Genomic DNA, 22,788 nt, shown 5'->3' with positions numbered 1-22,788 from the left:
AACATTCCCTTTCAGCTAGCTGCCATTTCCATATGTATTATTGCGTTTTTACTTTCTTCCCATATTCACGAACGATGTCAAATTTACTATCATCAGATTTAACATATCCTTCATGTGAATATACTTCTTTAATGATTTTGTGACCTTCCTCATTTTTTCCAATTTCAATGAAAGCATCCTGTAATTTCTTGCTCCACTCTTCATCTAAATCAGAACGTACCGAAATCGTATCGTTTGGAATTTTCTCCGTAAATTTCACTATTTTCGTTTGCTCGAATATATTCGGATAATCTTTTTTTACAATATTACGAGCATCTTGGAATACAACAGCTGCATCTACGTCACCATTTAAAAGAGCAATAAGCGACTGATCGTGACCTTTTAATGTAACAGGTTTCACATCTTTTAACGGATCAATTCCCTCTTTTAATAGAACAGCTGCAGGCCATACATACCCTGCTGATGATGTTACATCTTGATAACCAATCTTTTTACCTTTTAAATCTTTTACACTATTTATATTAGAGTCTTTTTTAACAACAAACTCAGATTTATAATAATCTACTAAATCTTTTGTAGGAGCTCCTGTTTCATCCTCTACTCCAAAACGTTGTGCTTGTAAAATTACATTTGCAGCCTTCTTTTCATGTGCTAATACGTACGCTGTTGGCGGTAAAAATCCTACATCTACTTGTTTAGATGCCATCGCTTCTACAATTGTATTGTAGTTCGTTGAAATACTAACTTTTACTGGAATATTTAACTTATCACTTAATAGCTTCTCAAGCGGTTTTGCCTTCGCCTCTAACGTATCTGCATTTTGAGAAGGAACAAATTGAACATTTAAAGTCTTCGGTACATACCCTTTTTTCGTATCTTCATTTTTACTTGCACTTGATTCCTTCGTTCCACAGCCACTTAATAATCCCGCTGCTAGTACAACTGTTGTGCTCATTGCAAAAACTTTTTTCAACATATTAATGCCTCCATTTTTCATTGTTATAAAATAACCTTTCATAAACATGAAGAAATATATCACATATTTTTACAAATAATTGATTATTTACAGAATCTTTACACATTCTATACACTCACATTAAAATTCTCTTCACATATTTGATATGATGAATTGGAAGATAACAATAGAAAAGGTGAGTCATATTGGAACAAAATCAAACTGTAACTTTAAACATCTTATTAACAAGCGATATACATGGCACTGTTTATCCTATTCACTACCAAGATAACTCCCCAGCAGAACTTGGTTTAGCTAAAATTTCTACTCTTATAAAAAAAGAACGTTCCCAAAATACAAACGTTCTTTTAATTGATAATGGCGACTTTATTCAAGGAACACCATTTACTTATCATTATGTTACATACGAAAAAAACAAAAAAAACCCAATGTCCTTATTAGCGAATTACTTACAGTATGACGCTGCAATTATCGGCAATCATGAGTTTAATTACGGGATGGATATATTAAATAACGCTGTGACTACTGCGAACTTCCCGTACCTATCAGCAAACATTTTAGATAAAAACATAAAGAAGCCTTATTTCGGAAAACCTTATATAATCAAACAGATTGAATCCAATATAAAAATCGCTATTTTAGGGGTGACAACGCACTACATTACCAATTGGGAACAACCCCATCACATTAAAGACTTACAATTTGAAGATGCATTAGAAACAACGAAAAAGTGGGTTTCTTACATTCGCAAACATGAGAAACCAGATTTACTAGTCGTAGCGTATCACGGGGGAGTTGAACGAGATTTACAAACCGGGGTACCGACTGAAGTTTTAACAGGAGAAAACCAAGGATATGCAATGTGCCATGAAATTGAAGACATAGATATTTTATTAACAGGCCACCAGCACCGGGAAATTGCTCACACAATGGCTAACGGTGTAACAATTTTACAGACCGGATGTAATGGAAACTCAGTTGGAAAAGTAAAAATAACATTCGAAAAAACAAAACATAAATGGGTTAAAAAAGAGAGTTCTTCTGAATTATTATCTGTACAAGGAGTTGAGGCTGACCAAGATGTACTTTCATTGGTAGCCGATTACGAAGAGAAAACACAAAAGTGGCTTGATCAACCTATTGGAATCATTCAGGGGGATATGCAAATTTCAGATGCTATGCAAACTCGTTTGCATGATCATCCTTTTATCGAATTCATAAATAAAATACAGATGGATATAGCTAATGTATCAATTTCTTGTACAAGTTTGTTCCATAATACATCTCCAGGTTTCCCGGAACATGTAACAATGCGTGACATCGTTTCTAATTATATTTATCCGAACACATTAAAAGTAATTAGACTAACTGGAGCGGACATAAAAAATGCTCTTGAACTCTCTGCTTCTTATTTCACATTAAAAACAGATGGATCCATCACCGTAAGTCCTACCTACATAGAACCAAAGCCACAACATTATAATTATGATATGTGGGAAGGGATTTCATACGTATTAAACATTTCAAAACCAATTGGTGAAAGAGTAGAATCTTTACAGCATAACAGTGCTCCTCTTAATATGAATGAAGAATATGACGTTGTAATGAATAATTATCGTGCAAGTGGCGGGGGAAATTTCTTTATGTTTCAAAACAAACCGGTAGTAAAAGATATCCCCACAGATATGTCTGAACTTATCGCTAATTATATATTGGAACATAAAACGATAGAAGCAACAGTTAATAACAACTGGAAAGTTATTAAATAACGATTTTTACATATAAAAAAGATGGGCTTCGCCCATCTTTTAATTTAATCTTGCATTATCTTGCTTTTTTAAAGCTTTTAATTTCGTCGGTGTAACATCTGTACCTTCTTCGTTAACAACTTTAATACCTTTAAGTTCGTTTAACATATTTTGACGAAATCCTTTTAAATATTGTTCACGTAGCGATTGACGCTCACGTTGCTCTTCTTCAGTTAAACCTTCAGCTTTTGCTTTTTTCGCTAAGAAGTTAATGCGTTCAACGAGTTCGTGATTAATCATCTCGAATCCCCCTTCTAATCAAAACTGATTATTATCATACAATAGTTACTCTTCTTTATCAAGCAATTGCTTCGTATACTCTACATATCTACGATGTACAGTCGCCTTTGAAACATTATGACCAAATCCACGTAATGTTGCTGCAATTTCTTCAAACGTGAGTTCACTTTTTCGCAAACGTACAATTTCCTCAATTGGCACTTCTTTTTTCTCTCTTCCTACACTTAAATGACGATTTTTTAAATTTTTTTCTGGACGATAACCTTTTTCTACTGCACGTTGCATACCTCGTTTAATTTTCAAATTATGAATCTTTCTTTGATATTCTTCAACAATACCAATAATATCTAATACCATTGAATCAGAATCCGACAATTGTAATTCACCATTATGTGTATGCGTATATACTTTTATGCCTTCTTTATGTAAACAATGCATTAACGCGATCTTCGCATTTCCTCTACCAAGACGCGTTTCATCTTGTATAAGTAACACATCAATTTGTTCGTCTCGAATTGTATCCAACACCTCTAATATACCGTCACGTTCAATTGTATATCCACTAGCCTGCTCTTCAATCACCTTAGTAACATTCATTTGATAGCGCTCAGCTAAATGCAATAATTCATCTTTTTGACGTAATAATGATGTTTCTTGCGCTTCTTTCGTTGTACTCACACGTGCATAAATAATTGCATTCATTTTGAACCCCTCTTTCTCCCTATTATTTCCCTATAGTGTAACATAAATCCGCCATTTGTTCGAACTTATGTTTGTAGAATGTTTTTTCACATGTTATACTTATTAATAAGAAAAATGAAAGAAAACGAGGTGTTAGAAAACATGGAAAAGTTAACGAAACGCCAGCAAGACATTCTCGACTTTATTAAGCTAAAAGTACAAGAAAAAGGATATCCACCTTCCGTACGTGAAATTGGTCAAGCAGTCGGCCTCGCTTCTAGTTCTACAGTGCACGGACATTTATCACGATTAGAAGAAAAAGGATACATTCGACGCGATCCAACAAAACCACGTGCCATTGAAATTTTAGGTGAAGACCGAATGGATACGGAAACACAATCTGTTATTCAAGTTCCAATTGTCGGAAAAGTCACTGCTGGTTTACCAATTACAGCGGTCGAAAGCGTAGAAGAACATTTCCCACTTCCAGCTAGTATTGTTGCTGGAGCAGACCAAGTGTTCATGTTACGTATTTCTGGAGATAGTATGATTGAAGCTGGTATTTTCGATGGAGATTTAGTTGTTGTTCGCCAACAGCAGTCTGCATATAATGGTGAAATTGTAGTCGCTTTAACAGAGGATAACGAAGCAACAGTTAAACGTTTCTATAAAGAAAAAGACCATTTCCGTCTACAACCAGAAAACTCTTCATTAGAACCTATCATTTTAAAACAAGTGTCAGTTATCGGGAAAGTAATTGGCGTATATCGTGATTTACATTAAAAATAACAAAAAGAAGATAATTACCTTATTTATATACGGTAATTATCTTCTTTTTGTATTTTGATAGATTTCCATGCATTCTATTTCTTATTAACGAGTTTCAATCGTCACATCTCCCGCAGCCGTTTTACCGCTAATCTTTTTACTACCATTTCCAATTGTTACATTTTTATTTTCTTCATTAAAAATCGTTACATCTCCCGCAGCACTTTGCCCAGTAATTACCGCATCTTGTGGTTTTTCCGATAAAGTAATATCTATATCTCCCGCAGTTGAACTTGCTTCTAGATTATATTTAGAATCATGATCTTGAATATTTATTTCCCCACTTGTTGTTTTTGCGGTCACTTTCCCTAATACCTTCTTAAAGTTCACCTCACCAGCTTTTGTCGATCCCTCCACATTCTTAGCCGTTACTTGTTTCAACTCTACTTCTCCAGCAAGTGTTCTAACACTTACGCTATCACTTTTCACATCACTCATTTCGATTTGTCCAGCAGATGAATTTACTTTTACATCTTGGTAAGAGCGTTCGGGCACAAGTAGAGTCAATTTAGACGTTTGAAACCTAAAATCGTAAAAAGAAAAATCAAATGAAGCACCTTTTTCTCTTTCCCCAATAATTTTTAATGTGTCACCATCTTCTGCGATACGAATCTCTTGTTTACGTACATCTCCCGATTGCTTTACATAAAAAGAAGAGTCAGGAGATTTTTGAACAATAATATCCCCGGCATCTAACTTAACTTCTATATTTTTTAATGTTTTGTTTTTAATTACATTTTCTTTATCGCCTTTTTCAGCAGTTTGTACTGCTTTTTCATATGTTTGGGAAATTCCTATTACTCCAATAACGATACAAGCGATAGCGATTAAAAATAGTTTTTTCATCATTTACTCTCCTTTTATCATTTTGAAGTTCCATATTACATATCGTACACACAATCTCTTAAACCACTTTGTACTATAAAAAGCGATAATACATAACAATAAACCTACTCCAACAAACGTTATACTAACGAAAAGATCCAACCATATAAAAGTACCCATAAATACTTTTCCAATAACGAAAAGTGGTGTTACTACACTAGCAATACCACCGATCCAAAAAGAAAATATAAAAGCAATAATTGCGACTAACGGGCCTAACACAATAATAAAATTAAACAAACTAAGTCCAATCGCTGCCATAACAGCTCTTGTCACATTTGAAGTCGATGGATTTTTTTTCATTTCATCGAAGCGATACATCGCAAGTAATTCTTTCGCGATTACTTTCGGAGAACCAAGGCCCTGTATTATTTCCGATTCAGTTTTCCCCTCTTCTAGTCCAAACTGAAAGTGCTCTTCATAATCCAATAAAATATCTTGCCTCTCTTCCTCTGGTAACTTTCTAAGATAACTTGATAATTCTTTAAGAAACCCTTCTTTACTCATCCCATTCCACCCCTTCAATAATTTCTTGTACCCCTTTCGCAAAATCACGCCATTCTGTTACTAACAAATGAAATTGCGTCTCCCCTTGCTCTGTTAATTGATAATATTTACGAGGTGGCCCTTCCGTAGATTCCTTTAAATACGTTTGAAAATACCCTTCTTTCGTCAAACGACGTAATAAAGGGTATACTGATCCTTCCGATATTAAAAATTTATTAGAAATTTGCTGAACAAGTTCATAACCGTAACTATCTTTACGTTTTACAAGTGCTAATACACAAAGTTCAAGCACACCTTTTTTAAATTGAACGTTCAAGTGCCATCCTCCTTTCCTATCTTAGTACTGTTCAATACACGGTACCTGTTTTATCCATAATATACCACTTAGTATTGTTTATTGCAAGGTACTAAACTATATTTATTCCCTAAATTTAGAAAATGAACTAACAAAATTCTGAATAAAACTATGTTATAACTAAGCAGCATTCAAAGTTTCATTTCATTTACATTAATATTAGACTTCATTCACTCTTTCCTCTTGAAAAATCCACCACAACCTTATTCACTATAGCTAATGAGAAAAAGCCCCAATACTTATCGATATTAGGGCTTTTTCTCATTAGCTATATATGAATCGAATTCCTATTTGAGAACCTGCATATGCGACAAATACTTTAATACCATATTTTATTTCTCATCATCGTTCCCCAAGATTTTTCGCTTAACATCTGATAAATCCTTCGACAACGAACTAAATGCTTTTGCTTGTTCTTCAATGACCTGTTGATTTTTTTCAATAACTTTTTGATATTGTTCTTCGCGCTGTTCATTCTTTTTTTGCGTAGTAAACAGCATCCATACAAATAAAGCTGCGAATGCTCCTTGTTGAATCATTGAATTGAAGATTTGTTCTTCCATCGTTCTCATCTCCTTTTCAAAAATTAAAGAGAATCATACGAGTGATCCTACTCTCATATCCTTATCTCACATTAAAATGTTCTTCTTTTACCCATGTGTTTTGTCCAATATCGATATAACCATCTTTTCTTGCAAAAATCCCATATGGATAAGATCCATCCACATTTCCTTTATAATTTCCATTTGGACCATCATATGTGTTAATGCCATAACCTGCTGGATATTTTGAGTAAGCATGGAACCACTCTACTTCAAAGTGTTCTTCTTTCGCCCACGCTTCCCAACCTAGACATAACATATTTTCATTCCCACCATACCAAGCAGCATCTATAATTAAATATGGCATTTTTGTATTAATGACATGACCTGTGAACCAAGCATCTTTTCCAGGACCACTATATAAATTGATGCCCCATCCTTCTGGGTATTTAGACGTTGCAATTCCCAGCCCTTTTGGTTGTAGTGGTTTATTGTTATCTTCATTAAATGCTTTGTTTATCTTCTCAATGAATTGATCCACTCTTCCTTCATCGAGCATTCGATGTGGGCAATGCTTTCCACTCCACGATTTATGTGTACGTACATTACTAATCGGTATATTGAATTGTTTCATTAACTGAGCAATAACAATTGCTGCATTATCCTCCGCCTTGTAATATCTATCCCCACCGCTTAGAGAATAGCAAATTTCCACTCCGATAGATTTACGATTACCATTTCCGTTACCATCACCTGCATGCCAAGCATTACGATCAAACAGAATACCTTGTACTGCTTCTTTGTCATCTACTGCAACATGAAACGACACTGAATTATTATTCCCAATCATATACGATATCTCATTTTCTGCTGATGCATCATTGTACGTATTATGTACTGTGATGAATTCTGGTGTCATTGTATTGGGACACTTTATACCATATTTACTTGGATCCACTAATTTTTTTCTAATTTCCATTACTGATTATCTCCTTTTTTATTTTTTATCATTTAAAATTCCACTGAATTATTAAGTACATCTAGAAACTAAATCCTCAGACAGGCCATATTCTATATAATGGGTTATGGTCCTCACATTCAAAAAAAGAAAAAGAGCAACTTTTTACATCAGTTGCTCTTTCAAAAATCGCACTCTATATTCCGCCCAGCATTTTACAGATATTACTCTCATCTCAAGAGGTATGATAACAAGTTTTTTCATCCTACTTAATACATGCTGATTTAAAGATATTATCTTACATTAAAATGCTCTTCTTTTACCCATGTGTTTTGTCCAATATCAATGTAACCATCTTTTCTCGCAAAAACACCATATGGATAAGATCCATCCACATTTCCTTTATAATTTCCATTTGGACCATCATATGTGTTAATACCATAACCTGCTGGATATTTTGAGTAAGCATGGAACCACTGCACTTCAAAGTGTTCTTCTTTTGCCCAGGCTTCCCAACCTAGACATAACATATTTTCATTCCCGCCATACCAAGCAGCATCTATAATTAAATATGGCATTTTTGTATTAATGACATGACCTGTAAACCAAGCATCTTTTCCAGGACCACTATATAAATTGATGCCCCATCCTTCTGGGTATTTAGACGTTGCAATTCCCAGCCCTTTTGGTTGTAGCGGTTTATCAGAAGGTTCAGTTGTACCACCACCGTCTCCTTTTCCTAAGTAGTCTAATGGATTCACAGCATTACTCTTATTGATGTTCCAAGACCCTTTATGCAATTCAAAATGCAAGTGTTGACCACTAGAATCCCCTGTGTTCCCCATAACCCCAATAGTTTGTCCTTGTGTAACATAATCACCTTCTTTTACTGTTCGAGAACCGCTAAGCATATGGGCATATACTGTTTCCCATGTAACCCCATCAATAGTGTGCACAATCATAATACATTCACCATAACTGGATGAAATATAAGAACGACTAACTCGTCCGCTAGCTGCTGCATAAATTGGATGATAGCCCGATTCAGCAAGATCTATCCCATGATGATCTGGTCTGCTCCCCCGAAATCCACTTGTTACTCTCGTTGTATCTGTTGGATAAATAAATTTTGCCATAATAATCTTCCTTTCTATTCATACGTAATATAAAAAGGCACTTAAAAAAGCACCCTTTTATATTTTTTCTATATATTAAAATTTATAATTTAAAATCAAATAATAAAAAACTTTGTTATTACCTTACATTAAAATGTTCTTCTTTTACCCATGTGTTTTGTCCAATATCAATGTAACCATCTTTTCTCGCAAAAACACCATATGGATAAGATCCATCCACATTTCCTTTATAATTTCCATTTGGACCATCATATGTGTTAATACCATAACCTGCTGGATATTTTGAGTAAGCGTGGAACCACTGCACTTCAAAGTGTTCTTCTTTTGCCCAGGCTTCCCAACCTAAGCAAAGCATATTTTCATTCCCGCCATACCAAGCAGCATCTATAATTAAATATGGCATTTTTGTATTAATGACATGACCTGTAAACCAAGCATCTTTTCCAGGACCACTATATAAATTGATGCCCCATCCTTCTGGGTATTTAGACGTTGCAATTCCCAGTCCTTTTGGTTGTAACGGCTTATTGTCACCGCCACCAGTTCCTCCATCAAAATCTACATATTGTTTAACAATTTCAGAGTAGAAGAAATTCCCCCCGTTTTTATATCGATAACCACCATTGTAGGCAACAGCGATAGGGTTACTATATTTCACCATAGCACCGGTCGTATTTCCAAGTGATGGCGCAACAACCGTTTTAGAATACAGATCTGCCACCGGTAATGAATGCTGTTTATTGTTAGAAGCTAACCAGCGAAGGTAAGCTCGTCCAAAATTATACGATTGAACAATGGCACTTAAATCTGTAATGCCATTTTTCTTCGCATCATCAAAAGCACCCTTTAAATGCTTCACTCCGTAATAAATTGAATCTTTCGGGTTTTTAATTGTATTCATTGCCCATCCTTGTGATTCACTAGACTGCATAATATCAGGTGTCGTTTCAGAATTCCCTCCACTTTCCACCATAATAATTCCAAGCACGTAAGGAACTAACTCAGGTACACCTTGTGCAGAACATTCGCTTTCTACCATTGATTGCCAACGTAATACCTGTTGTGGCAAATTCTTTGTTTTGACTGAAGCAGCTAATAAACTCATCATTAAACATCTCCTTATTTTTCTATTATTTTCGCCTGTAAAACTACTACTTTACTAAATATAACTAGAAGCTAAAGACTTATTAATCCATCAAATCACTTCATATTACTCACCTTCTTTCACAACAAAAAGAGCAACCATAAAAATAGTTGCTCTTTCGTCGAAATCTTATATTACTACTATAAATCACTTTTTCAATACTTTCTGTACACTACATGTATCCTACAAAAAGGTAACACTAAAATCCATCTAAAAACTTGACAATCTTCCTTATTTCAGCATGTTTTCGGCGTATATAGCCTGTACTATAATGTAATTCAAACGCAATTTGCTCTAAAGTCATTCCATCAACATATTTCATTTTAAGTATTTGATGATCCAGTCCTGTAAACTTATTAATCAAAAGCTTTAAATCATACTCTTCATTCATTTTATGAGCTAATTCATATTCAATTGCTTCAATCCGCCCTTCTACCTTAGCCCCTTCCGATTCAGCGGTTAATCTTACATTTTGCAAATCACCGCTAATCCAACGCTTCAATTCGGCTTTTGATTTATCTAAGTTGTATTCTAAATAAGCAATTTCTTCTTCTAACTTCTTATAATCTTTGAGCCATTCGAACACTTACTGATTCACCCACTTCCGTTCTTTTTACAAAGTCTCTTAATACTAATTTAATAGCATGAATATGCTTATTAGCCTTTTCAATCTTTATTACTTGTAAATCATCTAGCATTTTTTCTTATGACCTATATTTATTTAACACCTCTTGTAATCTCTCACGCTCTTCATCAGTAGACTGCACGGTTTTTCTTTCCTCTTCTAGATTTGTTGATTCATCATCTTTATATAACCAATCGGGTACAATCTCTTTTCTATTTGAATACTTCCTACCTGTCCCGTTATATTTCTTTTTCTTGCTCATTTCGAAACGTCTATCTAGTATGGCCACATCAACTAATGTTTTAACTTCTTGCTCCTTCCAATTCCTCAATATAGCCTTAATGTAGTTCCATCTTGGCGCATTCTCATCAACGGCTTTATTAATTGCATGCTGAATTAACTCCCCACTAAACAAATTACAAAAACTCCCCAACTCTGCAATTGCAATTTCACTTAACGGAATGCCCATCCCCTTAATAAAGTTACAACTTACTTTAACCCTCTCATTGATGAATACACGAGATTCTAATTTATCCATATCATCATTATTATTTCGTTTATTAGTATTTAGTCTATTAGTATTTAGTAGTTTCTGATTTTCCTCATATGGCTTTACCACATCTTGGTTTTCCATTTGTGGCATGTTCCTTTGTGGCGTTTCGTAAATTTCCGTATCCCACCTTGTAATTTTTTTCGTATTCCCATCACGAACAGGATAACGTTTTACATAACCTAATTCTTTTAATTCCTTAAAACCTGTACGGAGCGAATCTTCTCCATCCTTAGCATGTCGAGCTAATTCGCTAATATGAAAAGTCCAATCGTCTGGTAATGTAAGCGCATAGGCTAAGATTCCTTTCGCTTTCCATGACAACCTTTCATCTTTTAAACCAGTATTATTTATAACGGAATAATTACTATCTTTTTTCACTCGAATAATCCCCATACTAGCCACCTCATCAATTCTCAAAAACGGTATTCAATGTTATACTTATCTAGAGATATTTTTTCTTATAGAATCCGCTGCAACGGATTCTTTTCTTATGCATTCATTCAAAACAATCATGCTATCCATATCTATTTTCTTCTAAACCTCTCTTATTCCTCAAGTTCAACATCCACCTGGATTTCGATATTCATTGGAATTTCTTGTGTTATACGAATCACATTTTGACTCATTCCTTTTTGAATAAGCTTTCTAACCTGCTCTTTTGCATCTTCTTTTGTTTTAAATTCACTGACAGTTGGTAACCCTGCTAAACTGCTAGTAATTACTAAAATCTTTCTTTGCATGTTCTTTCCTCCTACTGAATGTCTGCCATATTTATTTGTGAGTTTTTAACTGTAATTTCTTCATTTAAAACAGTTGGAATTGAATATTCTTCATTAATCATTTGTATTGCTCTATCCAAATGATAACGTTTAATAGCTTTATAACTATTCACACCAAATTCCCGATGTAACTGACTATAAATATCTCTATATAACTTCCTTCTAAGACCGATATCCTGATAAGAATTTGAATTTTTACCTCCCAATAACATAACACCTAACCTTTTTACAGCCCTTGTTATCTCTTCACACTCGATAGCATAAAGCGGCGTATTTTCTCGCAAACCCTTCACCTCAGACTTTATCTCTTGTATCTCCTGAGTATGTCCTTCTAACGCAGCAAATGTTAACTTTAAAACCCCCATTGGATCCTTTGGCACATTTTGTTGATTTTGTATATATTGCTTCATTCGTTTGAACTCTTTCATAAATTTGATTTTCATTCCAACCGTTTCTCTACTGGTATATCCCATAACAAGTAACGTGAATGCTTCTTCTGTTAAATCATATTTAGGGATTCGCCTATTCTTTGAATTAAAATAAGTGGACTCGTGAAAATTTTCTCCTCCAAACTCTTCACCTACATATACAATTTGTTTTCGAACTTCCTTCAAAACGTCGAAGTGATTTTTTTTGAATATCTTCGCAATTATCAAACTATCCGTTACTACTTTGCCATTAACTTCAAATACTAATGAACTATGTACTGATGAGTCAATTAATTGCCCCATCCTCATCTCCTCCTCACTACTAATTTTGGACTATCTTTATTGCATTGAGATAATTTCGCACTACGCATAATTCTTTACTTTCTTTTTACAAATTAACTAGTTATCGGAATTTAAATTAAATACTTTGATATGAACCCTCTTATTAAATCATCATTCAATAATTCGATTATAGGGTTACATTTTAAGTAAATTTCCTCCGATTTCAATTCGCTTCATTTTCTTCAAATTCAAAAAGATATTCCAAACTATCTTCTGGAAAAAAAGTTTTCTTAATTTCAAAAGCTTCATCATAATAAAAACGAAATTTACCATTTATTTTGTCGCTCACTGTTGCGTGGCGAAGTTTCAGATGCGAAGAAATTTGTGTAATCATAATTCTTTTTCTCGCCATCTCTGCACGCAAATTCGGATACATTGACTCACCACCTGTTTTTTGTACGATATTGCGTTCATTTCCATTTAAATATAAACTCAGTTTCGTATTTAGTCAACAAAAAAACGCATTTAAATACTCAATTTCGTATATTTTTCTATTTACTAACAATTTTAGTTAGGTTATGATATATACAGAAATACGCAATATCGTATACATTTTAATAAGAAAGATGGTGAAAGTAATGAAAAAAGCAGAGGTTGTAACACGCTTAATAAAAGAAGCTGGCTATAGCAAAAGAGCCTTCGCCGAAAAAATAGGTCTCCCCCCCACAACACTGCAATCCATGTTATCAAGAGGGATTGGTAAAGCGTCTGTTGATAATGTCATAAAAGTTTGTAAGGGATTAGGAATTACTACTGATGATTTAGAAAGACTCGCAACTCAAGAGGACAATACTGTTAAAGAAGAAGTTTCTATTTATGAAACCATCCAAAACGATCAATCAAACATTCTTCATATTCCTATCATTGGTTCTGTAGCAGCTGGTACACCAATATTCGCTGAAGAAAATATCGAAGGCTATTTACCCATGCTGAGTACATTTTTAAACAAACGTAAAAAGTATTTTTATCTTACTGTAAAAGGCACTAGCATGAATCTCGAATTCCCTGATGGTTCTTATGTTTTAGTAGAGGAAACTCCTTATGTTGAAAACGGACAAATTGCTGTTGTAAAAGTCAATGGTTATGATGCTACCGTGAAAAAGATTTCAAAATCCGGAAGCATCATTACTTTAATACCATTGAGTAATGACCCTATCCACGAACCAAAAACTTACGACCTTTCAGCTGAAGATGTAAAAATAATTGGTCGCGTTGTACAGGCAGTAAAGAATTATTAAGTTATAGCACAAGTGATTTAAAAAAGATAAAATCAATTCTTTTGAAAAGATTTTCTTAGTAACATGATTTAAAATAACCAAAAACAATCCATTATCTAGTAGTTAATATATCCAATAACTTCACTAAAAAAGCCCTGATACCGTAGTATCAAGGCTTTTTTAGTTCATAAATTATATAAAACTTACGTTTATCTGATAATGTTTTTCTATGATATCACTACTTGTTATTAATTATTGGCTTTTATGTGGCTATTTTTCATTTTGCAACCACATAAAATTGTAATAATAGGGAATTAAAAAACCCTTGATACGAGTTGTATCAAGGGTTCAAGCCTCTTAGTATAGAGACATATATTGATCGCGTTCCCATTGGTGAACTTGTGTTCTAAAGATATCCCACTCAATCTCTTTCGCTTCGATGAAGTGCTCAAGTAAGTGTTCTCCTAGTGCACCGCATACTACTTCATTAGATTGTAATGTAACTAATGCTTGCGCTAATGTTGCTGGTAAGTCAACGATACCTGCTTCTTCGCGCTCTTCTTTTGTCATTACATAGATGTTACGATCTACTGCTGCCGGTGGAGTTAATTTGTTTTTAATTCCATCAAGACCTGCAGCTAATAATGTAGCCATTACTAAATATGGGTTTGCAGCTGGGTCAACACTACGCACTTCTACGCGTGTACTAATACCACGAGATGCAGGGATACGTACTAACGGACTACGGTTTTGTGCAGACCATGCTACGTAACAAGGCGCTTCATATCCAGGTACTAGACGTTTATATGAGTTTACAGTTGGGTTTGCTATCGCTGTAAATGCTGGTGCATGTTTTAAAATACCTGCGATGAAGTGACGAGCATCATCACTTAATTGTAAGTCACCGTTTGCATCAAAGAATACGTTCTCACCATTTTTAAATAATGATAAGTTACAGTGCATACCTGAACCGTTCACACCGTATAGTGGTTTTGGCATAAACGTTGCGTGTAAACCATGTTTACGAGCAATTGTTTTTACAACAAGTTTGAATGTTTGAATGTCATCACATGAGCGAATTGCATTTGCATATTTAAAGTCAATTTCGTGCTGTCCTGGAGCAACCTCATGGTGAGATGCTTCAATTTCAAATCCCATTTCTTCAAGTTCAAGAACGATATCACGACGACAGTTTTCCCCTAGATCCATCGGCGCAAGGTCGAAGTATCCACCGTTATCGTTTAGTTCTAATGTTGGATTTCCTTTTTCATCAACCTTAAATAGGAAGAATTCTGGCTCTGGTCCAAGATTGAAGTCTGAAAATCCTAAAGCTTCCATTTCTTTTAACACACGTTTTAAGTTGTTACGTGGGTCTCCATCAAATGGAGTGCCATCTGCATTGTAAATATCACAGATTAGTCGAGCTACTTTACCTTTTTCAGCTGTCCAAGGGAAAATTACCCAAGTGTCTAAATCAGGATATAAATACATATCAGACTCTTCAATACGTACGAAACCTTCAATCGAAGATCCATCAAACATCATTTTGTTATCAAGAGCTTTCGTTAATTGTCTCACTGGAATCTCTACGTTTTTAATTACCCCTAAAAGGTCCGTAAATTGTAAACGGATATACTTTACATTCTCTTCTTTCGCCAAACGGAAAATATCTTCTTTTGTGTATCTAGACATTATAAATTCCTCCTTAGTCCCTCTAATCGCCTTCAGAATCAGTTATCTTTAGTGAAAAAATCTTGAAATGTCACCTTGTCGCAATGAAGTTCGATTGAATCTACCTGTATGTTGTAGTTCATCTCGAAGTATTTTGCGAAGCTCAGTTTTTGAAATTTCTTTCGTTTCTTCTTTTACTTTCACTGCTTCTGTTTGATTTTCTTTCATTAGTAACACTTGTTTAATACCAGCCATATTCAGGCCTTGATCTAACAAATCTTTAATTTCTAACAACTTATCTACATCGTTAAATGAAAATAATCTACGATTCCCCTTTGTACGGGTTGGAGAAACAAGATTATGCTCTTCATAGTAGCGAATTTGACGTGCAGACAATTGTGTTAAATCCATAACAATACCAATAGGAAACAGCGGGGCAGAACGTCTATCTTCTTTCATTTTTCAGTTCCTCCTTCGCCTTAACTGCTTCTCATTTTATACCATGTTATGTTTAGTGTCAATAGATGTTAGCTTTTCTTACATGATTTTTTATAATTTTTTTATGAATTTTTTCATTCTTTTTTCTAATCGCATAAATCATTACTTTTATACGAAAAAAGCTGCCAAAATCGACAGCTTTCCATTAAGAAATTATTAATAAATTCTTTTCAATCAATTCGTCAATCGCAGAACAAATCGCAATTTTAACATGCGAATACGTTAAGCCACCTTGCACATACGCAACATACGGTGGTCTAATTGGACCATCAGCAGACAATTCAATACTTGCACCTTGAATAAACGTTCCCGCCGCCATGATTACATCATCTTCATAACCTGGCATATAGTTTGCATACGGAGTAAAATGCGAATTAATTGGAGATGCATATTGAATCGCTTGGCAGAAGGCAATCATACGGTCTTTATCATCAAATTGAACCGATTGAATTAAGTCTGTTCTTGGCGCATTCCACGCTGGTGACGTGTTCATTCCTAACTTTTCTAAAAACGCAGCTGTAAAAATTGCACCTTTCAGCGCTTGTCCTGCAACATGTGGCGCTAAGAAGAACCCTTGATACATTTCTTGCAGACTGTATAAAGACGCTCCAGCTTCCGCACCAATTCCCGGAGACGTTAAACGATATGCACACGCTTCAACATACTGTTCTTTCCCGACAATATAACCACCAGTTTTAACAATTCCGCCGCCCGGGTTTTTAATAAGCGAACCCGCCATTAAATCTGCACCAACATGACATGGCTCTTGCTCTTCAATAAACTCGCCATAACAGTTATCTACAAACACAACAACATCAGGTTTAATTTCTTTAACAAACGCGATCATCTCTTTAATTTGAGAAATAGTAAACGATGGACGAGTAGCATAACCTTTCGAACGCTGAATACCGATCATTTTCGTATTATTATGAATCGCCGCTGCAACAGCCTCAAAATCAACAAGCCCAGCACTAGTTAGCGGAACTGCATTGTAACCGATATTATATTCTTTAAATGAACCTACACCTTTCCCACGTACACCAACAATTTCCTCTAACGTATCATACGGTTTCCCAGTGATATACAATAACTCATCTCCCGGGCGTAAAATACCAAATAACGCTGTAGAGATAGCGTGAGTACCTGAAATAATTTGCGGACGAACAAGTCCAGCTTCCGCCCCAAATACATCAGCATACACTTTTTCTAACGTATCACGGCCAATATCATCATAACCATAACCTGTTGTCGGGATAAAATGCGAGTCACTAATTTTATGTTTCCGAAAACTTTCTAATACACGAAACTGATTGCTTTCAATCACTTCATCCGCACGTTTATGTACTTCTGTAATCTGACTCTCTACTTCTTTTACAATTGGAGCAATTTTTTCTCCATTTTTCAAACGATCAAACATTTTTATTTTCTCCTTCTTCCACTAAAAATCTCTTTAATTGCACATTAAGCGATGAATGAGTAAAAATATACCCTGCACAATCATATACAAATTTATCTTCTAGAAACTCCATCTTTGCTAATAGAGTTTCCGTCTTTAAAAGCGTTAACAACTTACCTTCACTCGGAGGGATTTCCACTCGATAACAATCCATTTCTTTCTTCATCTTCGTTTCTATCGCTTCTTTTATACGCAATAAATCACTTTCTTCAAAAGCACTAGTCATTAAGAAATCACTTTTCGGAAACGGAATAAAGTTTTGGTGTAATTCATCTTTTTTATTATATAACGTAATAATAGGAATATGGTTAATTTCAAGTTCTGATAATAATCGTTTTACTGTTTTTTCATGCCCTATGTAGTTAGGATCCGCGGAATCAACTACATGTAAAATGACATCTGCTTCCCCCGCTTCTTCCAGTGTCGAACGAAAAGCAGCGATTAATGAAGTGGGTAAATCTTGTATAAAACCAACAGTATCAGTTAGTAATACTGTATAACCAGAAGGTAACGGCATCTTCCTCGTCGTGGGGTCTAATGTTGCAAACAGAAGGTTTTCTTCAAACGTATCAGCTTCCGTTAATCTATTAAACAGTGTCGATTTCCCTGCATTTGTATACCCTATTAACGAAACTTGAAATACTTTATTATCTTTTCTTCTCTCACGATATCTTTTTCGATGTTCCACAACAACTGCAAGTTGTTTCTTTATTTCATCAATACGGGATCGAATATGACGACGATCCGTCTCTAATTTCGTCTCACCTGGTCCTCTCGTTCCAATACCACCACCAAGACGCGATAAGGACAATCCTTGCCCCATAAGACGCGGCATTGTATATTGCAACTGAGCTAATTCTACTTGAAGCTTACCTTCCCTCGACTTCGCACGTTGCGCAAAAATATCCAGTATTAGTTGCGTTCGATCAATTACTCTCGCATTTAATACTGAGGATAAATTCCGAATTTGACTCGGCGTTAATTCATTATTAAATACAATAACATCCGGCTCTAATTCTTCAGTTAACATTGTAAGCTCTTCTAATTTCCCTTTACCTATGTAAGTTGCCGGATGAAACTTTGGTCGTTTTTGCGTTGTTGACACTAACAATTCTGCTCGTGCAGTCTTCGCTAGTGATGCAAGCTCTTTCATGGAATGCATAAATTTTTCATCATCATCTTGTGGCAATTGACAGCCTACTAATATGACTTTTTCTTTTTCTTCCATCAAATATGTTCACTCATCCTTTTCGAAATTTAAACCTTCTAATATAATAGCAGAGGAAGCACATTTCATCTAGTTAGCGGGGGAGAAAATTCATGGCATGGGAGATTTTTAGCATCATAGGCACAATCGCTTTCGCACTAAGCGGAGCCATTGTTGCAATGGAAGAGGATTATGATATTTTCGGGGTGTATATTTTAGGAATGGCAACCGCATTTGGGGGAGGTGCCATTCGTAATTTATTAATCGGTTATCCGATTGTCGCGTTTTGGCAACAAGACATGTTATTCCAAATCGCACTTTTATCAATGACTATTATTTTTCTTTTTCCAAATAAGTTAATTAGACATTGGAAAAAGTGGGAAAATATCACTGACGCTATCGGCTTATCAGCATTTGCTGTACAAGGAGCATTATATGCCCAAAAATTAAATTTACCAATTAGCGCCACAATTGTAGCAGCTGTTTTAACTGGTATTGGCGGCGGTATCATTCGCGATCTTTTAGCCCGCAGGAAACCTCTCGTTCTTCGAGCTGAAGTATATGCCTTTTGGACAATTTTAGCAGGTTTTTTAATTGGCGCTCAAATTATTGTTAGCGATTGGGCTCTTTACATTTTATTCATTTTAATTGTTTGCTTCCGCATGGTTTCTATTCATTACAAATGGCATTTACCACACAGACGTATCGAAACGAAAGAACGTTCAATCCATAAATAGCAATCTAACCTCTTTACATATCGTAAAGAGGTTTTTCTTTTCTAACGATTTTTTCTTTATATAATGTTTATACTAATTTTTAAAGTGAGGTGAATACAAATGACAAACCACGTTAATAAAGGAGCTCAAAAAAGCTCAGTAAATCAATTTGGACACGATCCTAATTCAGCACACGAAAAGAGCGCTAAAATGGAACACTTCCATAAAGTACACCAAGAAAAAGAAAAAAAAGAGTAAACGAACTTATACACAAAAATCGACGCACAGTTTATGTACTGTGCGTCTCCTCTTCGAGCATCAAATCCATACTCGATATTCCAATTAAATCATTTTTATCATAGGCATCTTCTTGCAACAACCGCATCGCCTGTGTACGAATTGATTTTTCAACAATATTCCGTACATACCGCCCATTACTAAACGATGTAATTTGCGACGAATACTTTACAGCATGTAAATGATCCCTAAATTTCCATTCAGCCTCTTTCGATAACTGATATTCACGATCTTCATACATTCTTTTCCCAATTTCCAACAACTGATTTACCGAGTAATCCGCAAATTCAATAATAAATGGAAAACGAGATTGCAGCCCTGGATTTAATGAAAGAAAGTGATTCATCTCTCTTGAATATCCAGCTAAAATCAATACAAAACCATGTTGTTTATCTTCCATATGTTTTACAAGCGTATCAATTGCTTCTTTTCCAAAGTCCTTCTCTCCTCCTCGAGCTAAAGAATACGCCTCATCAATAAACAAAATACCTCCCATTGCTTTTTTTATTAAGTCTCTTGTTTTTTGAGCTGTATGGCCGATGTACTCTCCTACAAGATCAGCACGTTCAGCTTCAACCAAGTGGCCTTTCGATAGAATATTCATCTCAAACAGCAATTTCCCTATCATTCTAGCAACAGTTGTCTTCCCTGTACCTGGATTCCCTTTAAACAGCATATGAAGTACTTGCTTCTCTGACTTCAATCCCTTCTCTTGTCTTTTTTTATTCACATAAATCCAAGCATATATTTCTTTTATTATCTTTTTTATATCATCCATCCCAACAAGCTTCCCCATCTCTTCTTCAATTCTCTGCAGCATTTCATGTTTAATTGCAGTTTCATTTGAAATTACCGTTTTATTTTCTGCGGCTGGCAAAGAAATTTTCTTTCGATGGTTTAACACAATATTAATTTGATTGTTGTTTTTCTTTCGCATCGATTGTTCCATACAATCACCTCATTTTATCCACTCACCAAATATTATTATTCCTGTCCCCCTTGTAAATGCCTATTTTCAGAAAAGTTTGCTATAATATAAGAAATAATTAAGGTGGTGGGACTATGGAGACAACGGAATTCCATGATACAATACAAGCCTTTTCTATTTTTTTATTGAATAAAGGCCGAAAACCCTCAACTATTAAACGTTATGTTTATGACGTTGAAGACTTCGGACATTGGTTAGAAAAAAACAAAAAGCTCCCTTCCAGTAATATATGGGCTACACTTTGTACAAAAGACTACGAAGATTACTTTTCCGATTTAAAAACGAATCGACATTACTCAGAAAAAACGATGCATCGTGTATTTATTGTACTAAATAGAATGCATCATTTTCTAAACATTCCTAATCCATTGAAAAATATGGAGATATCTATTCAACCAGACCGTACACTTCGTAACGAAGATTTCATTTCACCTGATGAAGAAAAAAGGTTAAAGTATATAGTCACTTCATTAGAAGGACTTTCAGAAAAACAACTTCCTGTGCGCCCCTTATTAATGGATCGCAATATTGCTATTTTAAATCTATTGATTGACTACGGTTTATCCTTACAGGAACTTACAGCATTAACAATGCATCACGTTCACTTTGAAACTAACACATTATCAATCCCAGCAACCGCAGGTGTAGAAAGAACAATTACATTAGCAAAAGAAGACAAAAAACAACTATATAATTATTACAAAAGCATCCCGGAACCAGTTCGTCCTAAATACCATAGTGATGATCCATTATTTGTCGCATTCGATTTTAACCGTGGAACATACAGGTGGGTATATGAAAATGATGCACCAAAGGCATTAACGGAAATTGCTATACAAAAAATGATTCGCCTCGAAGTGGCTAGAGCCAATTTACGTAAAGGAATTTCAGGACAACATTTTCGTAACACCTATATTTTAAACTTAATAAAAAAAGAAACTCCTGAATCAGAAATTATAAAACTCGCTGGATTCAAATCAAAAATTTCATTAAAGCGATATTATCAATACGCAGAAAATAGAAAAAACGCCTTATTGTAAGGCGTTTTTTCTATTTTTTCTTTAAACAAACGATTTTACTATGACCATTTAACTAATTTCTGCATCTACTATGATGAGTTTCGTTCACATTTTCGTGAGAAAGGAGAGATTTAATGTCTCGTTATAACGACAATCAAAACAAATTCTCCAAACCATGCTTTCCAAGTAGCGCCGGACGAATCCCAAATACTCCATCAATCCCAATTACTAAAGCTCAACTTAGAACATTTCGTGCGATTATTATTGATTTAACAAAAATAATCCCAACACTTTTCGCAAATCCATCTCCCCAAAATATTGAAGATCTAATCGATACATTGAACCTACTGAGTAAATTTATTTGTTCACTAGACGCTACTTCCTCCCTGAAAGCACAAGGGTTAGCTATCATTAAAAACTTAATAACTATATTAAGAAATCCAACCTTTGTAGCAAGCGCTGTATTTATTGAGCTTCAAAATCTCATTAACTATTTACTATACATTACAAAATTATTCCGAATTGACCCTTGCACACTTCAAGAGCTCCTTAAATTAATAGCAGCATTACAAACTGCTCTAGTTAATTCCGCTTCGTTTATTCAAGGACCTACCGGACCTACTGGACCAGCAGGCGCTACTGGTGCTACCGGTGCCACTGGACCTCGAGGTAACACGGGCGCTACCGGCGCTACTGGACCTCAAGGTAACACGGGTGCTACTGGTGCTACCGGTGCCACTGGACCTCGAGGTAACACGGGCGCTACCGGCGCTACTGGACCTCAAGGTAACACAGGTGCTACTGGTGCTACCGGCGCCACTGGGCCTCGAGGTAACACGGGCGCTACCGGCGCTACTGGACCTCAAGGTAACACGGGTGCTACTGGTGCTACCGGCGCCACTGGGCCTCGAGGTAACACGGGCGCTACTGGT

Annotated in this window: 28 protein-coding genes; 7 read left to right on the top strand and 21 right to left on the bottom strand. The window is 35.3% G+C overall.

Annotated elements, in window-relative coordinates; genetic code table 11:
• Nucleotides 1–37: 37 nt before the first annotated feature.
• Nucleotides 38–976, bottom strand: a complete 939-nt coding sequence (locus HMAS_RS06115; protein WP_000915065.1) for a phosphate/phosphite/phosphonate ABC transporter substrate-binding protein — start codon at nt 974–976, stop codon at nt 38–40.
• A gap of 185 nt (nt 977–1,161) precedes the next feature.
• On the opposite strand from HMAS_RS06115, the gene HMAS_RS06110 reads away from it, so the two are divergent.
• Entirely contained in the window at nt 1,162–2,745 is a 1,584-nt protein-coding gene (locus HMAS_RS06110; RefSeq protein ID WP_006920043.1) for a bifunctional metallophosphatase/5'-nucleotidase, read from the top strand.
• A 39-nt stretch (nt 2,746–2,784) separates the two neighbouring features.
• Here HMAS_RS06110 and HMAS_RS06105 read toward each other — a convergent pair whose 3' ends face one another.
• Complete coding sequence (locus HMAS_RS06105; RefSeq protein WP_000607016.1) at nt 2,785–3,024, bottom strand: DUF896 domain-containing protein; 240 nt, start codon at nt 3,022–3,024, stop codon at nt 2,785–2,787.
• 45 nt (nt 3,025–3,069) lie between these two features.
• Nucleotides 3,070–3,726, bottom strand: coding sequence for a YneB family resolvase-like protein (locus HMAS_RS06100; RefSeq protein ID WP_000991469.1), 657 nt, complete (start codon nt 3,724–3,726; stop codon nt 3,070–3,072).
• Nucleotides 3,727–3,867: 141 nt separating this feature from the next.
• Here HMAS_RS06100 and lexA point away from each other — a divergent pair, with 141 nt between their 5' ends.
• Complete coding sequence (gene lexA / locus HMAS_RS06095; RefSeq protein ID WP_000413738.1) at nt 3,868–4,488, top strand: transcriptional repressor LexA; 621 nt, start codon at nt 3,868–3,870, stop codon at nt 4,486–4,488.
• 90 nt (nt 4,489–4,578) lie between these two features.
• Here the strand turns inward: lexA and HMAS_RS06090 are convergent, their stop codons facing one another.
• The 13 genes from HMAS_RS06090 to HMAS_RS06035 form a co-directional block, all read right to left on the bottom strand.
• Nucleotides 4,579–5,382 carry a DUF4097 family beta strand repeat-containing protein gene (locus tag HMAS_RS06090; protein ID WP_006920048.1) on the bottom strand — a complete coding sequence of 268 codons (804 nt, stop codon included), beginning with the start codon at nt 5,380–5,382 and terminating at the stop codon, nt 4,579–4,581.
• Entirely contained in the window at nt 5,383–5,925 is a 543-nt protein-coding gene (locus HMAS_RS06085; RefSeq protein WP_000031384.1) for a DUF1700 domain-containing protein, read from the bottom strand. It abuts the gene before it with no gap.
• A complete protein-coding gene (locus HMAS_RS06080) occupies nt 5,918–6,241 on the bottom strand; it encodes a PadR family transcriptional regulator (RefSeq protein ID WP_001102628.1) in 324 nt (107 codons plus the stop codon). Before HMAS_RS06080 ends, HMAS_RS06085 begins: the two co-directional genes overlap by 8 nt.
• Before the next feature lie 371 nt (nt 6,242–6,612).
• Nucleotides 6,613–6,843, bottom strand: coding sequence for a BhlA/UviB family holin-like peptide (locus HMAS_RS06075; protein ID WP_000392444.1), 231 nt, complete (start codon nt 6,841–6,843; stop codon nt 6,613–6,615).
• A 61-nt stretch (nt 6,844–6,904) separates the two neighbouring features.
• Nucleotides 6,905–7,801: a peptidoglycan recognition protein family protein gene (locus HMAS_RS06070; RefSeq protein ID WP_016123244.1), complete on the bottom strand. Its 897-nt coding sequence runs from the start codon at nt 7,799–7,801 to the stop codon at nt 6,905–6,907.
• A 272-nt stretch (nt 7,802–8,073) separates the two neighbouring features.
• On the bottom strand, nt 8,074–8,916 hold the full coding sequence (locus tag HMAS_RS06065; protein ID WP_116344719.1) for a M23 family metallopeptidase: 843 nt from the start codon (nt 8,914–8,916) through the stop codon (nt 8,074–8,076).
• Between the two features lie 118 nt (nt 8,917–9,034).
• The gene (locus HMAS_RS06060) at nt 9,035–10,021 is read right to left on the bottom strand and encodes a lysozyme family protein (RefSeq protein ID WP_033692154.1); all 987 of its coding nucleotides are present in this window, start codon (nt 10,019–10,021) and stop codon (nt 9,035–9,037) included.
• A gap of 238 nt (nt 10,022–10,259) precedes the next feature.
• Nucleotides 10,260–10,646 carry a DUF1492 domain-containing protein gene (locus HMAS_RS06055; protein WP_000464425.1) on the bottom strand — a complete coding sequence of 129 codons (387 nt, stop codon included), beginning with the start codon at nt 10,644–10,646 and terminating at the stop codon, nt 10,260–10,262.
• Nucleotides 10,621–10,758 (bottom strand): hypothetical protein, encoded by a 138-nt coding sequence (locus HMAS_RS27900; RefSeq protein WP_000883317.1) that lies wholly within the window; start codon nt 10,756–10,758, stop codon nt 10,621–10,623. Before HMAS_RS27900 ends, HMAS_RS06055 begins: the two co-directional genes overlap by 26 nt.
• Nucleotides 10,759–10,764: 6 nt before the next feature.
• Nucleotides 10,765–11,631 carry a DnaD domain protein gene (locus tag HMAS_RS06050; RefSeq protein ID WP_033696536.1) on the bottom strand — a complete coding sequence of 289 codons (867 nt, stop codon included), beginning with the start codon at nt 11,629–11,631 and terminating at the stop codon, nt 10,765–10,767.
• Between the two features lie 152 nt (nt 11,632–11,783).
• Nucleotides 11,784–11,978 (bottom strand): hypothetical protein, encoded by a 195-nt coding sequence (locus HMAS_RS06045; RefSeq protein WP_001189065.1) that lies wholly within the window; start codon nt 11,976–11,978, stop codon nt 11,784–11,786.
• An 11-nt stretch (nt 11,979–11,989) separates the two neighbouring features.
• Nucleotides 11,990–12,748, bottom strand: coding sequence for an ORF6C domain-containing protein (locus HMAS_RS06040; RefSeq protein ID WP_046392955.1), 759 nt, complete (start codon nt 12,746–12,748; stop codon nt 11,990–11,992).
• A 202-nt stretch (nt 12,749–12,950) separates the two neighbouring features.
• Nucleotides 12,951–13,163, bottom strand: coding sequence for a hypothetical protein (locus HMAS_RS06035; RefSeq protein WP_116344718.1), 213 nt, complete (start codon nt 13,161–13,163; stop codon nt 12,951–12,953).
• Nucleotides 13,164–13,365: 202 nt separating this feature from the next.
• Between HMAS_RS06035 and HMAS_RS06030 the strand changes: the two genes are divergently transcribed.
• Nucleotides 13,366–14,025 carry a LexA family protein gene (locus HMAS_RS06030; RefSeq protein WP_033692152.1) on the top strand — a complete coding sequence of 220 codons (660 nt, stop codon included), beginning with the start codon at nt 13,366–13,368 and terminating at the stop codon, nt 14,023–14,025.
• A gap of 336 nt (nt 14,026–14,361) precedes the next feature.
• Here the strand turns inward: HMAS_RS06030 and glnA are convergent, their stop codons facing one another.
• The 4 genes from glnA to hflX all read right to left on the bottom strand — a co-directional run bounded on the left by glnA (nt 14,362) and on the right by hflX (nt 18,857).
• The gene (gene glnA, locus HMAS_RS06025; RefSeq protein WP_000092763.1) at nt 14,362–15,696 is read right to left on the bottom strand and encodes a type I glutamate--ammonia ligase; all 1,335 of its coding nucleotides are present in this window, start codon (nt 15,694–15,696) and stop codon (nt 14,362–14,364) included.
• A 48-nt stretch (nt 15,697–15,744) separates the two neighbouring features.
• The gene (gene glnR, locus HMAS_RS06020; protein ID WP_000656783.1) at nt 15,745–16,134 is read right to left on the bottom strand and encodes a transcriptional repressor GlnR; all 390 of its coding nucleotides are present in this window, start codon (nt 16,132–16,134) and stop codon (nt 15,745–15,747) included.
• A gap of 184 nt (nt 16,135–16,318) precedes the next feature.
• Nucleotides 16,319–17,590, bottom strand: a complete 1,272-nt coding sequence (locus HMAS_RS06015) for an aminotransferase class I/II-fold pyridoxal phosphate-dependent enzyme (RefSeq protein WP_000460304.1) — start codon at nt 17,588–17,590, stop codon at nt 16,319–16,321.
• Nucleotides 17,583–18,857 carry a GTPase HflX gene (gene hflX / locus HMAS_RS06010; protein WP_000391407.1) on the bottom strand — a complete coding sequence of 425 codons (1,275 nt, stop codon included), beginning with the start codon at nt 18,855–18,857 and terminating at the stop codon, nt 17,583–17,585. The genes HMAS_RS06015 and hflX overlap by 8 nt, the downstream gene beginning before the upstream one ends.
• A 92-nt stretch (nt 18,858–18,949) precedes the next feature.
• Between hflX and HMAS_RS06005 the strand changes: the two genes are divergently transcribed.
• Nucleotides 18,950–19,573 (top strand): trimeric intracellular cation channel family protein, encoded by a 624-nt coding sequence (locus HMAS_RS06005; protein WP_116344717.1) that lies wholly within the window; start codon nt 18,950–18,952, stop codon nt 19,571–19,573.
• Between the two features lie 99 nt (nt 19,574–19,672).
• Nucleotides 19,673–19,810, top strand: coding sequence for a hypothetical protein (locus HMAS_RS27615; RefSeq protein ID WP_000181503.1), 138 nt, complete (start codon nt 19,673–19,675; stop codon nt 19,808–19,810).
• A gap of 31 nt (nt 19,811–19,841) precedes the next feature.
• Here HMAS_RS27615 and spoVK read toward each other — a convergent pair whose 3' ends face one another.
• Nucleotides 19,842–20,798, bottom strand: a complete 957-nt coding sequence (gene spoVK, locus HMAS_RS06000) for a stage V sporulation protein K (protein WP_000438174.1) — start codon at nt 20,796–20,798, stop codon at nt 19,842–19,844.
• Between the two features lie 113 nt (nt 20,799–20,911).
• Between spoVK and HMAS_RS05995 the strand changes: the two genes are divergently transcribed.
• Nucleotides 20,912–21,877: a tyrosine-type recombinase/integrase gene (locus tag HMAS_RS05995; RefSeq protein WP_000450326.1), complete on the top strand. Its 966-nt coding sequence runs from the start codon at nt 20,912–20,914 to the stop codon at nt 21,875–21,877.
• Between the two features lie 113 nt (nt 21,878–21,990).
• Nucleotides 21,991–22,788, top strand: a 798-nt coding sequence (locus HMAS_RS28025) for a collagen-like repeat preface domain-containing protein (protein ID WP_240325942.1), incomplete at its 3' end; no start/stop codon positions are given.

The organism is Bacillus sp. HMA207, assembly GCF_003402455.1.
Classification (GTDB): domain Bacteria; phylum Bacillota; class Bacilli; order Bacillales; family Bacillaceae_G; genus Bacillus_A; species Bacillus_A cereus.
Note: the sequence above shows the minus strand (reverse complement) of the source record. Positions and strands in the feature narration are given on the sequence as shown.